This window comes from Micromonospora sp. SCSIO 07396 (assembly GCF_053667945.1).
Genome location: NZ_CM132210.1, coordinates 899,032 through 912,379, shown reverse-complemented (window position 1 = coordinate 912,379; position 13,348 = coordinate 899,032). Strand labels below are relative to the sequence as shown.

At 74.6% G+C, this 13,348-nt stretch carries 10 protein-coding genes and 1 tRNA gene; 2 read left to right on the top strand and 9 right to left on the bottom strand.

The window, feature by feature from the left end:
- Positions 1–49 precede the first annotated feature (49 nt).
- The 3 genes from ACWCHM_RS04145 to ACWCHM_RS04135 are packed head-to-tail and all read right to left on the bottom strand — an operon-like array spanning position 50 to position 4,936.
- Complete coding sequence (locus ACWCHM_RS04145; RefSeq protein WP_454221544.1) at positions 50–1,003, bottom strand: SWIM zinc finger family protein; 954 nt, start codon at positions 1,001–1,003, stop codon at positions 50–52.
- Positions 1,000–4,356: an SNF2-related protein gene (locus ACWCHM_RS04140; RefSeq protein ID WP_454221543.1), complete on the bottom strand. Its 3,357-nt coding sequence runs from the start codon at positions 4,354–4,356 to the stop codon at positions 1,000–1,002. The genes ACWCHM_RS04145 and ACWCHM_RS04140 overlap by 4 nt, the downstream gene beginning before the upstream one ends.
- 58 nt (positions 4,357–4,414) lie before the next feature.
- Complete coding sequence (locus ACWCHM_RS04135; protein WP_204959433.1) at positions 4,415–4,936, bottom strand: DinB family protein; 522 nt, start codon at positions 4,934–4,936, stop codon at positions 4,415–4,417.
- An 84-nt stretch (positions 4,937–5,020) separates the two neighbouring features.
- Here ACWCHM_RS04135 and ACWCHM_RS04130 point away from each other — a divergent pair, with 84 nt between their 5' ends.
- Positions 5,021–5,218 carry a hypothetical protein gene (locus tag ACWCHM_RS04130; protein WP_088644837.1) on the top strand — a complete coding sequence of 66 codons (198 nt, stop codon included), beginning with the start codon at positions 5,021–5,023 and terminating at the stop codon, positions 5,216–5,218.
- Between the two features lie 241 nt (positions 5,219–5,459).
- Here ACWCHM_RS04130 and ACWCHM_RS04125 read toward each other — a convergent pair whose 3' ends face one another.
- Positions 5,460–6,608: a polysaccharide pyruvyl transferase family protein gene (locus ACWCHM_RS04125; RefSeq protein WP_204959434.1), complete on the bottom strand. Its 1,149-nt coding sequence runs from the start codon at positions 6,606–6,608 to the stop codon at positions 5,460–5,462.
- Between the two features lie 678 nt (positions 6,609–7,286).
- On the opposite strand from ACWCHM_RS04125, the gene ACWCHM_RS04120 reads away from it, so the two are divergent.
- Positions 7,287–8,246, top strand: coding sequence for a phosphotransferase family protein (locus tag ACWCHM_RS04120; protein ID WP_454221542.1), 960 nt, complete (start codon positions 7,287–7,289; stop codon positions 8,244–8,246).
- Positions 8,247–8,478: 232 nt separating this feature from the next.
- Here ACWCHM_RS04120 and ACWCHM_RS04115 read toward each other — a convergent pair whose 3' ends face one another.
- The 5 genes from ACWCHM_RS04115 to ACWCHM_RS04095 all read right to left on the bottom strand — a co-directional run bounded on the left by ACWCHM_RS04115 (position 8,479) and on the right by ACWCHM_RS04095 (position 13,067).
- Positions 8,479–9,267, bottom strand: coding sequence for an alpha/beta fold hydrolase (locus tag ACWCHM_RS04115; RefSeq protein WP_454221541.1), 789 nt, complete (start codon positions 9,265–9,267; stop codon positions 8,479–8,481).
- Positions 9,268–9,421: 154 nt separating this feature from the next.
- Positions 9,422–9,493, bottom strand: a tRNA-Val gene (locus ACWCHM_RS04110).
- 83 nt (positions 9,494–9,576) lie between these two features.
- Positions 9,577–10,044 carry a peroxiredoxin gene (locus ACWCHM_RS04105; protein ID WP_204959437.1) on the bottom strand — a complete coding sequence of 156 codons (468 nt, stop codon included), beginning with the start codon at positions 10,042–10,044 and terminating at the stop codon, positions 9,577–9,579.
- A gap of 93 nt (positions 10,045–10,137) precedes the next feature.
- Positions 10,138–10,575, bottom strand: a complete 438-nt coding sequence (locus ACWCHM_RS04100; RefSeq protein ID WP_067315614.1) for a DUF3052 domain-containing protein — start codon at positions 10,573–10,575, stop codon at positions 10,138–10,140.
- 113 nt (positions 10,576–10,688) lie between these two features.
- Entirely contained in the window at positions 10,689–13,067 is a 2,379-nt protein-coding gene (locus tag ACWCHM_RS04095; RefSeq protein WP_454223008.1) for a thiamine pyrophosphate-dependent enzyme, read from the bottom strand.
- Positions 13,068–13,348: the final 281 nt, after the last annotated feature.

The following is a 13,348-nucleotide window of genomic DNA, read 5'->3' as shown; positions in this document are numbered from 1 at the left end:
CGGGACACCCCGACATCGCCCCACTGGTGTCGATCATGACCGCGCCGGGTCAGCCCGGGTCGAGGGCCTGGTAGGCCCGGCGCAGACGTTCCAGCAGGCCGGGGCCGCCGATCGCCGCAGCAGGCGCGCCGAGCTGCCGCAGCAGCAGCTCCGGGCCGGTGGCTAGGATGGGCGGCCGGTCCGGCAGCGGCACCGGCGACACCCAGAACCGGTCCACCGCCTCGGTGGGCGGCACGTCGGGCACGTCGGCGAGCACCCGGGCCGCCCCCGCCACCGCAGCCGGCGGCCCGCCCGGCGCACCGTCCACCACCGACGGCGTCGGGCCGGGCATACCGGCGTCCCGCCCGGTGGGCGCGGCCGAACCGACCGCGTCGGCCCGGAGGGTACGCAGCCGGCTCAGCAACGCGTCGCGGCTGCGGCCCCGCCAGTGCAGCAACTGGAACGGGTCGGCGTCGAACGCCTCGGCGAGCAGGTAGAACGTCGCCGCCAGATGCTTGCACGGCACCGCCACGTCGGGGCAGCCGCAGCGCTGGCTCAGCTCCCCCACCGACCGGGGGAACAGGGGCGCGCCCGCAGCGGCGAACACCTCCTCCAGCTCGGCCGGCAGGTCACCGGCGAGCAGCCGGGCGCTGAAGATCGCCTGCCCGGCCAGCTCCCGTTCGACCCGGTCCCAGAGCGCGTCCGGAAACGGTGGCAGGGCGATCGTCACCGGGTACGGCCGGGGCCGGGAACCCTGCACGCTCGCCTCGACCCGCCCGGGTGACACGTCGAGCCGCAGCACCTGCCCCCGGCGCGCGTACGCCCGGCCCCGGGTGAGCCGGGTGCCCAACGCGAACGACTCCAGCACCTCCAGGAAGCGTCGGGACCACCAGGAGACCCCGATCGCGCCCCGGGTGCTACGTGCCCGCAGCCCGCCGTCGACCCGCAGGGCCGGACCGAAGTCGGCGTACCGGCCCGTCGGCGTCGGGTCGTCCGGCCCGGTGCCGGCCGGTCGGGGGGTCATTCGACCACCGCCCCGGCGTCGAGCGTGAACAGCTCCCGCAGTTGCCCGGTGGACAACTCGGTGACCCACTGTTCGCCGCTGCCCACCACCGACGCGGCCAGCCCCCGCTTGTCGGCGATCATCGCGGCCACCTTCTCCTCGACGGTGCCGGCGCAGACGAACTTGCGGACCTGCACCCGCCGTCGCTGGCCGATCCGGAACGCCCGGTCGGTGGCCTGGTCCTCCACCGCCGGGTTCCACCACCTGTCGACGTGCACCACGTGGTTGGCGGCGGTCAGGGTCAGCCCGGTGCCGCCGGCCTTCAGGGAGAGCACGAACAGGGCCGGGCCGTCCGGGGACTGGAACCGGGTGACCAGGTCGTCCCGCTCGGCCTTGCCGACCCCGCCGTGCAGGTAGAGCACCTCCCGGCCGAAGCGGGCCGACAGGTGGCCGCGCAGCAGCGCGCCGAACTCGGCGTACTGGGTGAACAGCAGGGCCTTCTCGCCGGCCGCGAGCACCTCGTCGACGATCTCCTCCAACCGTTGCAGCTTGCCCGAACGCCCGGCCAGCGGCGAGCCGTCGTGCAGCAGCTGGGCCGGATGGTTGCAGACCTGCTTGAGCCGGGTCATCGTGGCCAGCACCAGGCCCCGGCGTTCCATCCCGTCGCTCGACTCGATCCTGGCCAGCATCTCGTCGACGACCGCCCGGTAGAGCGACGCCTGCTCGGCGGTGAGGTTGCAGACCACCTCCATCTCCAGCTTCTCCGGCAGGTCGCTGATGATCGAGGAGTCGGTCTTGAGCCGCCGCAGCACGAACGGGCCGGTGACCCGGCGCAGCCGGGCCGCCGCCTCGGCGTCGCCGTGCCGCTCGATCGGCACCGCGTACGACTGCCGGAAACTACTGGCCGGGCCGAGCAGGCCGGGGTTGGCGAACTGCATGATCGACCACAGGTCGGCCAGCCGGTTCTCCACAGGCGTGCCGGTGACGGCGATCCGGTGCCGGGCGGGCAGCGCCCGGACCGCCTCGGCCTGCCGGGTGGCCGCGTTCTTGATCGCCTGGGCCTCGTCGACCACCACCCGGTGCCAGCCGACCGACGCCAGCGCCACCGCGTCCCGCGCCGCCACCGCGTAGGTGGTGAGCACCAGGTCGGCGGCGTGCACCGCCGAGGTGAACGAGTCGTCCCGGGCCCGGTCCGCGCCGTGGTGCACGTGCACCCGCAACCCGGGGGTGAACCGGGCCGCCTCCCGCTGCCAGTTGCCGACCAGCGACATCGGACAGACCAGCAGGGTCGGCCCGGCGTCCGGCGGGTCCCCGGCGAGCAGGGCCAGCAGCTGCACCGTCTTGCCCAACCCCATGTCGTCGGCGAGCACCCCGCCGAGCCCGAGCGACTGGAGGAACACCAGCCAGGCCAGGCCGCGCCGCTGGTACGGCCGCAGGGTGCCCTTGAAGGCCGGCGGCGGGTCCAACGGGACGAGCCGCCGTTCGGCCTGCCCCGCCAGCAGGTCACCGAGCGGGCCGTCGGCGGTCACCGCAAGCACCGGCAGGGCCTCCGGGCGGTCCGCCCCGGCCAGCCCCATCCGCAGCAGGTCGGCCACTGTCAGCTCGCCGGAGGACCGCAGCAGCCGCAGGCCGGCGGCCAGCCGCTTCGGGTCCAGCTCCACCCACCGGCCGCGCAACCGCACCAGCGGGGTCTTCAGGGCGGCCAGCGCGGCCAACTCGTCGGCGTCGACCGTCTCGTCGCCGAGCGCCACCTCCCAGCGGTAGTCGACGAGCGCGTCCAGCCCGAGCGCCCCGGCCGTGGCGACCGTGCCCGGGGCGGTGCGGCTGCGGGCCTGCAACCGGGCACCGAGCCGGGCCGCCGGCCGCCGCCACCAGGACGGCAGCAGCACCCCGAAGCCGGCGGCGTGCAGCACCGGCGCGCCGTCGCGCAGGAACCGGTGCGCCCCCTCGACGTCCAGCTCCAGCTGTTCCGGGGCGGGGATGCGCAGGGCCCCGTCCAGCTCCGGCCAGAGCCGCCCGGCCCGGCCCAACTCGGCCAGCAGGGTCTCCTGCGGATCGCCGCAGCCGCCGGCCAGCGCCGGCAGCCGTTCCGGGTGCCGCCAGACGTCACCGGCGGCGACGTGCAGACCCGGCTCGTCGGCGGCCTGGAGACCGAACTCGATACGCCACCGTCCCCCCTGCCCGACGACCGCCGACGGGTCGGCCGGCACCACGGTCAGCGTGTCGACGATCTCGTCGTCGGCCGGCTCCACCAGCCGGAAACTCGCCCGGACCGGGCCGCCGACGGCGTCGCGCTGCCAGGCGTCCAGTTCGGTGCGGAGGGTGCCCAGCCCGTCGGGTTCGGCGGTGAACCGTCGGTGCGGGCCGGTCAGTGCCGCCAGCCACCCGGCCGTCACCCCGTCGCGCCGCCCACCCCGGAGCAGGTCGACGTCGGCCAGCGCCCGGCGGGCGGCGGCATCGGTGAGCAGATCCAGCGCGTCCGCGACCAGCCCGCCGGCCCCGTCGACGCCGCTGGCACCGGTGGGCACGCCGGGTCGACCGGCCGGGCCGGCACCGGCGGGCGGTGCGTCTGCCTCGCGCTGCGCCGAGGCGGGCACCCCCTCGGGGCCGGTCCGCCTCCCGGCACCGGGACGCGGGCGGGCGGGGGGCGATCCGGGGTCGACGGCGGCACGGACCGCCGGGGGCAGGGCGAGGGCCAGCGACCGGGCCCAGGCCGCGTCCGCGCCGGTGAGCAGGGGCCGCCACACCGCCCACCCGACCGCCTTCCCCGTCGACCGGCCGCCCGCCCGCCGGTCCACCGGCCCGTCGCCGTCCGGCGTCCGGTCCCCCAGACCGCGTTCTTCCGGTCTCCGGTCCACCGGCCCGTCGGAGTCCCGACGGACGGTCGGGCGCCGGTCCGCTGGCGCGTCCCCGGGCGGGCGGTCGGCCACGCCGGGCAGCAGCCGGCCCCGGGCCACCAGGTCGACCGCGAACCCCGCCAGCTCGGCGAGGTGCCGCAGGTCGGCCCCCACCACGGCGTCGAGGCCGTCGAGGGTACGCAGCAGGTCGAACGCGTCGTCCGGGGCGTACCGGAGGACGGGGGTGCGCCAGGCGGCGAGGGTGACCGGGCCACGGGCCGGTTCCGCGACGGTGGCCGGGACCAGCTCCGGCGAGTGCAGCGGTGCGCCCGCCCGGGTGGGGAGGGTGAGCGGCACGGTGCCGGGCGGGCGGTCACCGAGCAGCGCGGTCAGGGTGCCCGGGTCGGCGGCGAAGGGGTGGGGGCGCTCACGCGGGGCCCGGCCGGGGCGGCGCGGCACCCGGGTCGGCCGGGTCGAGTCCTCCGCCCACACCGCCAGACCGGCCCCGACCAGCCACACCCCGTGGACGACCAGCACTCGTTCCCCCTCGTCGACGCCCGGGGGTCAGGATAGGGCGAGGGCCGGTCACCGTCGCTCAGACCGCGCCGGTGCTGCCGTCGGTCAGCTCACGGAGGATGTCGGCGTGGCCGGCGTGCCGGGCGGTTTCCTCGATCATGTGCACCATGATCCAACGTAGGGACACCTCGCCGAGCTGCGGCTGCGCCACGACATGGTCCAGCGGGAATCGGGCGGCCAGCTCACGGGACCGGGCGCAGGCCCGCTCGTAGGCGTCGGCGAGCTGGTCGAGGGTTTCCCCCTCGGCCAGGGCGAAACTGGCCGCCGCGTCCTCCTCGGAGGTCGGGAAGACGTCGCCGGGGGCCGGATCGAGCAGGAACGGGAACCAGTTCCGCTCGACCAGGGTGAGATGCTGCAGGATGCCGGCCAGGGTGGTGGCCGACGGCACCAGCCGGCGGGCCGCCTCGGCGTCGCTCAGGCCCCGTGCCTTGCGCAGCACGATCGCCCGGTGGAAATCGAGGAACGCGTCGAGCACCGCCCGCTCGTCGCCGGTGCGCGCCAGCACCGGGGCGAGCGTCGGATCGATCTGGATTTCCGCCATCAGCGGACGATAGCGACGGCCGTGCCGTCCCGCTGTCCCCCGGCAAACCCTGCGGGCCGGCGGCCGGCTTGGCAGGATGGGCGCATGGCTGCGACGGTACGGATTCCCCTGGCGGACGGCCCGGCTGACGGCGAGGCGGTCGACGTCGAGCTGGACAGCAACGAGCGTCCCCCGCTGACCCATCACCACCTCGGCCCGCAGGGTCTGGTCGACGCCCAGATCTACGAGCTGGAGTCCGCCGGCGACCAGTGGCGCTACCGCTGGCGCGGCCCGGCCGTCTGACCCGACCGGTACGACCGCCCCCGACGGTGCCGGTCGTGCCGGTTCTCAGCCTTGGTCGTGCCGGTCGTGCCGGTCGTGCCGGTCGTGCCGGAGCCGGCCCTGGTCGTGCCGGTCACCGGTGTCGGGCGGACCGGACGGTCGGAGCCGCCGGTGAAGGCGGTCCCGACCGTCAGGTCCGCCAGTGTGACGGCGGTCCGTTTCGTTGGGGTCGCCGGTCAGGCGGCCATCCGGGGGTCGCCGGTCAGGCGGCCATCCGGGCCAAAGTACGCGAGCGCAGGCCGTCCAGTACGGCACGGGTGACCTGGGAGGTACCCCGGGCCTGGTCGCACACCTCGGCGACCCGGCGGGCGGTGGCCTCGCGGCGGGCGTCCCGTTCGTCCCAGAGCCTGTCGACCTCCGCCAGCAGCGGACCCTCCACCTCGCGTTCCACGCCGCGCAGCGCCGGCACCCCGAGCCGCTGGGCAAGATCGAAGACCTTCCCCGCGTACGGCAGGGGCAGGAACGGGGTACCGACCATCGCCGCGAAGATCAGGAAGTGCAGCCGCATGCCGACCGCCAGGTCGAAGTGCTTCATCAGGCCGAGCACCTGCCGGGGCGAATAGTCGCCGTGCAGGATGCGCCCCCGGTCGGCGGCGATCATGTGGGACAGCACCCCGTGCGAGTGCCGGATGTCGTCGCGTTCCATCGGGACGAACAGCACGTGCGCGTCGATCCGCTGCACCAGGAAGTCGCCGATCTGGGCGAGCAACCGGTGGTACCCGTCGACGTCCAGTCGTTCGGCCGCCCGCCCCGGCTCCCGGACACTCAGCCCGACCAGCCGCTTTCCGGCGGGAACCCCTTCCTCGCGCAGCAGCCGGGCGGGGAAGTCCTCCGGCTCCAGCAGGAACGCCGGGTCGGCGGTGACGGTGATCGGATTGAGCAGTCCCGCCTCCTCCAGCACCATCCGGGACTCCTGGTCGCGGACGGTCACCTCGGTCGCCCCGGCCAGCGTCTCCCGGACCATGCCGGTGTCCACCCCGTCGTTGAGCGGACCGACACCCACCGCGTACGTCAGCAGGGGCAGACCGCGTTCCTGGGCGACCCGGACCACCCGCAGGTAACGGCGGGCCTCCTTGTCGTACAGGATGCCGCCGCCGCCGAGAATCAGCAGGTCGAGTTGGCCGAGCACCTCGGCCGAGTCGACCCGGCTGACACCCTCCCAGGGCACCGCCTCGACGTCGGGATGGGCCAGCGCGGTGTGCGCCGGGTTACGGGAGAACACGATGATCCGCGCATTCGGCTCCTGCTCCCGCAGATCGGCCAGCAGACCGGTGAGGATCGCCTCGTCCCCCAGGTTCCGACCGCCGTACGAGCCGAGCACACCGATGGTCAAGCCGGTGGGACCCCTCATCCGTCACTCCTCCCCAGGACCGTCCCGCCGCGCATTCCCCCTCCCACCCCACCCATGCCCCCACCCCGCTCCCCTCCCCCTCCCGCTACCACCCAGCCCGCTCCCCTCCCCCGCTCCCGTCCCCTACCGCTCCGGCTCCCACCCGTCCCCGGCCCCCACCCCGGCCCTGGCCCCGTCCCCGACCTCGGCCCCACCCCTGGCCCCGGTGATCAAGAGGTTTGCGTCAACCCATCCGCGGTTTCCGCCCCAAACCTCTTGATCAGCCGGCGACAACGAGGGAGTGGACGGATGACCAAGAGGTTTGCGTCAACCTGCACCGCCCGGCCGACCCAAACCTCTTGATCAACAGGGACAACAAGGGAGTCAGCGGTTGACCAAGAGGTTTGCGTCAACCTGTACCGCTTGACTGACGCAAACCTCTTGATCAACGGAGACATCGACGACGACGGAGGGGTGATCAAGAGGTTTGCGTCGGTTCGGGACGGGCTGTTGACGTAAAGCTCTTGATCACGGAGGGGGCCGGGGCGAGGAGCAGAGGCTGAGGTGGGAGCGGGAGCTGGGCCGGGGGCGGGTGGGGGCGGGTGGGGTGGGGTGGGGGTGGGGTGGGGGTGGGGTGGGGTGGGGGTGGGGTGGGGTAATCGGGTTGCCCGGGGTGTGGGGGCTCGCCAGGGTGGGGGGATGGCGGGTGTGAGCGCGGGTGGGGGCAGGATCGGGTGGGATGAGCTGCCCGGGCATGTCCGGCACGCGGTGGAGCGGATCATCGGTGACCGGGTGGTCGGGGCGGTCTCCCAGCCTGGCGGCTACTCCCCGGGCACCGCCGACCGGGTGCGGACCGCCGGTGGTCGACGGGCGTTCGTCAAGGCGGTCAGCCCGGCGCAGAACCCGGACACTCCCCGGATGCACCGCGCGGAGGCCCGGCACACCGCCGCAATGCCCCTGTCGGCACCGACGCCCCGGCTGCTCGGCTGCCACGACGACGGCGAGTGGGTGGCGCTCGTGTTGACCGACGTGGACGGACGACACCCGTACACCCCCTGGCGGGACGCCGAACTCGACTTGACGCTGCGTACGCTGGAAACCCTGGCCGGGACGCTCACGCCGAACCCGGTGCCGGACACGCCGACCGCCGCCGAACGGCTGGCCCACGATTTCGGCGGCTGGCGGCGGATCGTCGCCGACCCGCCGCCCCGGCTCGACCCGTGGGTCACCGGGCACCTCGACGAGTTGTGCGCGGCGGCCGACCGGGGGCTGACCGGGCTGACCGGGGACACCCTGTGCCATCTGGACGTGCGGGCCGACAACCTGTTGATCGGCCCGGACGGCACGGTCACCGTGGTGGACTGGCCGTGGGCCTGCCGGGGCCCCGCCTGGCTGGACACGGCGTTGCTGCTGGTCAACGTACGGTTGCACGGCGGGCACGACACCGAGGCGCTGCTGCGCCGGCTGCCGCTCACCGCCGGGGCCGACCCGGCCGCCCTGACCGGTTTCTACGCCGGGCTGGCCGGCTTCTTCACCGACAGCGCGCGCCGCCCGCCGCCGCCCAACATTCCCACCGTCCGCGCCTTCCAGCAGGCCCAGGCCGACGCTCTGCTGCCCTGGCTGCGCCACCGCCTCTCCCGCCCGCAGAATGCTGGCTGATCAAGAGGTTCGCGTCACCGCCAGCGGATTCCGTGACGCAAACCTCTTGATCAACGCGGACGGGCGACGGAAGGCAGCGCGCGGACGGGCGACGGAAGGCAGCGCGCGGACGGGCGACGGAAGGCAGCGCGCGGACGGGCGACGGAAGGCAGCGCGCGGACGGGCGACGGAAGGCAGGGCGCGGACGGGCGGGCGGTGGAAGGGGCGCGGGCGGGGGGAGAGAGGCCGGGGGTCAGTGGAGTTGGTGGGTGAGGAAGGGGAGAACGAGGTGGGGTAGCAGGGGGGTGGTGGGGATGTCCTGGTGGGTGAGGCCGGGGAGGATCGCGAGGCGGGAGGTCGGACGCGAGGTGCCGTCGCCGCCCGGGTCACGGTGCCCACCGCCGAGCAGCCCGTAGAACTCGGCCATGTGGGCGACCGGGATCGCGTCCGCGTCGGCGAAGACCAGCAGGGTCGGTACGGCCAGCGCCGCCACCTGCGGTGTCCAGTCGTACTCGCGGCGGAGCAGGTCACCGGTCTTGGCCCAGAGCACCGGCCAGTCCTGCGGCCGGGGGGCGATCCGCGTGTAGAGCTGGTGCGGGGGCGTGCCGCGCATCCGTTCGCCGGCCCGCTCGTCCTGGCCGGACATGGCGGCCAGCACCCCGGGATACCAACCCCGCCGCCGGAACGGGGTGGAGACCAGCACCAGCCGGCGTACCAGGTCCGGATGCTGGACGGCGGTCCGCAGCGCCACCCCGCCGCCCAGGGAGTAGCCGAGCAGCTGCGCCCCGGGCAGGTCGAGGTGCCGCAGCAGCGCGGCGACGTCGTCGGCCATCGACTCGTAGCGCAGTGGACGGTCCACGTCGGCGGTGCGACCGTGCCCCTGGAGGTCGACCGCAATCACCCGACGGCGGTGGGCCAGCGCCGGCAGGATCGGGGCGAACATCTCCGCCGCGCCGTAGCCGCCGTGCAGCAGCACCAGCGGGGGTCCGTCACCGTGTTCCTCGTACCAGAGCCGCAGCCCGTTGACGTCGGCATAGCTCACCGGGTCTCCTCCGACCTGCTCCGGGCCTCGGGCCGACCGGGGACGCCCTGACGGCGACCCCGCGGACCTGCGGCGGGACGGGCGCGGGGTGGGAGGGGTACGGGCGCGTCGGCAGGGCCGGTGACCTGCGGGTTCGCGGTGGCGCAGGGGTGGGTGGGCGCGGCAGGTTTCGAACCTGCGACCCCCCGCTTGTAAGGCGGGTGCTCTCCCACTGAGCTACGCGCCCGGAACGCCCGTGCGGGCGGGCCGGTGGCTGGCAAGCTTACCTGCCGGCCGCCGGCCCGTCGCAACGGTATGCCCGGAGACCGGTCAGGCGGCGACCGTGTCGGCGAGGGCCTTGCGCCAGCTCTGCTGGTCGCGCGCCTCACCCGGCATGTTCATCTCGGCGAACCGGACGATGCCGGCCTTGTCGATGACGAAGGTGCCCCGGTTGGCGATGCCGGCGAGGTCGTTGAAGACGCCGTACGCCTGGGCGACCGCCCCGTGCGGCCAGAAGTCGGCCAGCAGCGGGAACTGGTAGCCCTCCTTCTCGGCCCAGATCTTGTGCGCGTAGATCGAGTCGACGCTGACGGTGAGCACCTGCACGTCGTCGTTGACGTAGTCGTTGAGGTTGTCCCGCACCTCGCACAGCTCGCCCTGGCAGATGCCGGTGAAGGCGAGCGGGTAGAAGACCAGCAGCACGGTGCGGTTGCCCCGGTAGTCCGAGAGCCGTACCTCCTGGTTGTTCTGGTCCTTCAGCAGGAAGTCGGGTGCCTCGGCACCAACCTCGATCGGCATGCGAACTCCTTGGGTCGAGTCTGAGGTGGGTCCAGCCTGCCACACCCGGCGCGGACGCCCCGGGTGCGGGATTGCTCAGTCGCGTACGGCCTACTACTTGCGGCCCTTGGATCCGCGGCGCAGCACGAGCCGGGCACCGCTCCAGTCCTTGCCGGCGTTGAGGGTCGAGGTCTGCTGGAGCCCCGCGGTCTGCGCCGACTCGGCGACCTCGCTCGGCTCGACGTGCCCGTCCCGGCCGGCCTTCGGGGTCAACAGCCACACGACTCCGGCGTCGGCCAGCGGACCGAGGGCGTCGACGAGGAGCTCGAAGAGGTCACCGTCACCGTCGCGGTACCAGACGAGCACCGCGTCGACCACCTCGTCGGTGTCCTCGTCGACCAGTTCTCCACAGCGGTCGGTCAGGGCGTCCCGGAGATCCTGGTCGACGTCCTCGTCGTACCCCATCTCCATGACGACCATGCCCGGTTCGATCCCGAACCGGTCCGCCAGGAGACGTACCCCGTCGGCGGCCTGACCAGCGGTCGCGCTCACTGTCGCGTGCCTCCTCATCTCGTCCCTGCCCGGCGGCGTCGCGGTGACGCCGTCAGGCAGAGTCCACACAGTTGTGGTCCGTCGCGCAAGTGGCGCACCGGGTGGAACGGAATTTACCGTGCCAGCAGCGTACGGGCACCCTGGGTAATGGCATCCTCGGAGACCAGGACCTGACGGGCGGCCGGACCTAATGGTACAAACGAGTCAACTGCCGCCACCCGCCGCGCCGCCCCCACGTATCCCGCGTCGACCAGCGCCGCGAGAATGCCCTCGCCCACCCCGCCGGAGCGCCGCGTCTCGTCCACCACCAGCACCCGCCCGGTCACCGACGCCTCCCGGATCAGGTCCGCCACCGGCAGCGGAGCCAGCCACCGCAGGTCCACCACCCGGCAGCCGATCCCCTCGTCGGCCAGGGTCGACGCCGCCCGCAGCGACATCCGCACCCCGTTACCGAACGTGACGATGGTGACGTCCTCGGCGGAGCCGACGCCGTACACCCGGGCCCGGCCGATCGGGGCGTGACCGGCAGCCCAGGCGGACGGCTCAGCGTAGGCGCCCAGCCACTCACCGTCACCAGCCTCGTACAGATCCCGGGTGTGGTAGAGGGCGATCGGCTCCAGGAACACCGAGACCGTGCCGTCCACCACCGCGGCGGCCAGGCAGGTCCGCAGCAGCGGCCCGGCGTCGTCCGGCCGCGCCGGCACCGCGACCACCAGACCGGGCACGTCCCGCAGTACGGCCACCGAGTTGTCGTTGTGGAAGTGCCCCCCGAACCCCTCCTGGTACGCCAGCCCCGGCACCCGCACCACCATCGGGTTGCGGAACGCCCCCTGCGAGAAGAACTGCAACGTGGCCGCCTCGCCCCGCAACTGGTCCTCGGCGTTGTGCAGGTACGCCAGGTACTGGATCTCCGGCACCGGCAGCATCCCGGCCAGCCCGGCGCCCAGCCCCAGCCCCAGCACCGACGTCTCGTCCAGCAGGGTGTCGAAGACCCGGGCCGCCCCGAACCGCTCCCGCAGCCCCTTGGTCACCCCGTACACCCCGCCCTTGGCGGCGACGTCCTCGCCGAAGACCGCCAACTGCGGATGGCTGAGCATCCCGTCGGCGAGGGCCGCGTTGATGCTCTGCGCGAGGGTCAACGGGCCGGCCAGTTCCGGCGGCTTGCCGCCGAACGCCTCCGCCCGGCCGGCCGCGTCCGGTCCGGCCGCCCGCTGGGCGGCCTGCGCCACGGCGGCGGCGACCCGCGACGGCCGGCGCGGCGACAGCGGGGCCACCACCTCGGCCACCGCGGCCAGCTTCGGCTCGTCGAGCACCTCCTCGGCGGTCCGTCGCACCTGCCAGCCCCGCTCGTCGTAGCGGGCCAGCAACTCCTCCCCGGTGGCCACCCCGGCCTCGACGAGCAGCCGGGCGGTGGCCAGCACCGGGTCGCGCGCCTCGTCGGCGGCGATCTCGGCGGTGCTGCGGTACGCCTGCTCGGCGTCGGCACCGGCGTGGCCCAGCAACCGCACGGTACGCAGGTGCAGCACCGCCGGGCGACGGTGCCGCCGCACCCAGCCGGCGGCCTCGGCGGCCACCGCGTGCACGGCCACCGGATCAGTGCCGTCGGCGGTGAAGTACCGCACCCCCGGCCGGGCCCGCAGGGTCCGCTCCACCCAGCCCTCCGGTGACCGGACGCTGATGCCCAGGCCGTTGTCCTCGCAGACGAAGAGCACCGGGATCCGCAGGCCGGTGTGGTCGTACCAGCCGGCGGTGTTGAAGGCGGCGGTGGCGCTGGCGTGGTTGACCGAGGCGTCGCCGAACGAACAGACGACGATGGCGTCCCGGGGCCACGGCGAGCGCGGCGGGCCGTCCGGGTCGTCGCGCCGGCCGGCGGTGTCCATCCGGCGTAGCCGCTCCACGGCCAGCCCCAACCCGACCGCCCGGGGCAGGTGCGAGGCGATGGTGGAGGTGGTCGGCACCACGGCCAGGTCGGCGCGGCCGAAGACCTTGTGCCGGCCCCCGGCGATCGGGTCCCGGGTCGAGGCGACCATACCGCGCAGCACGTCCCGGGCCGCCCCGGCGTACGCCTCCTGCCATCCGTCCCGGTCCGGGCCGCCCGCCGGGTCGGCCACCGCCGGCTCGGGGCGAGGGCCGGTGGCGACGGAGGTTCCGGGCCCGACGTCGGCCGGGTCTCCCGCCGGGCCGGACGGGTCGGCGGCGGAACCGGCGGACGTGACGGTCTGAGCGGAACCGGCGGACGTGACGGTCTGAGCGGAACCGGCGGACGTGACGGTCTGAGCGGAACCGGCGGACGTGACGGTCTGACCGGTGGGGACGGCTGCTACCGGGGTGGCGGTCCGCTGGCGGGGCACCGGCTCGGCGGTGCCGTCGGCACCCACCCGGTAGGCGACCGCTCCGGCCGGGGACGGCGGCACGGCGAGGCCGTCGACCGCGTCCGCGTCCGGCGGGCCGGCGTCAGGGGTTCCCGAGGACGCGGCAACGGCGTCCGGCAGACCGGTCGACGGGCCGGCGGCGTCCGGGGCTCCGGGCGGCGCGGCGACGGCGTGCGACGCCCCGGTGACCGCCGGGGAACCGGGCGCGTCCGGGTGACCGGGCCGGGAGCCGGCGTCCGGACCTGCGGCGGGCGGGCCGGTGTGGTGCGCTCCGGCGGGCGCGGGGACGTCGTCGACCGCCGGGTGGCCGCCGTCGGTGGGGGCGGCGGCCGGCCGACTGCCGCCGTCAGGGGTGTCGGCGGGCTCATGGACGCCGTCGGGGGTGTCGGTCGGCTCATGGA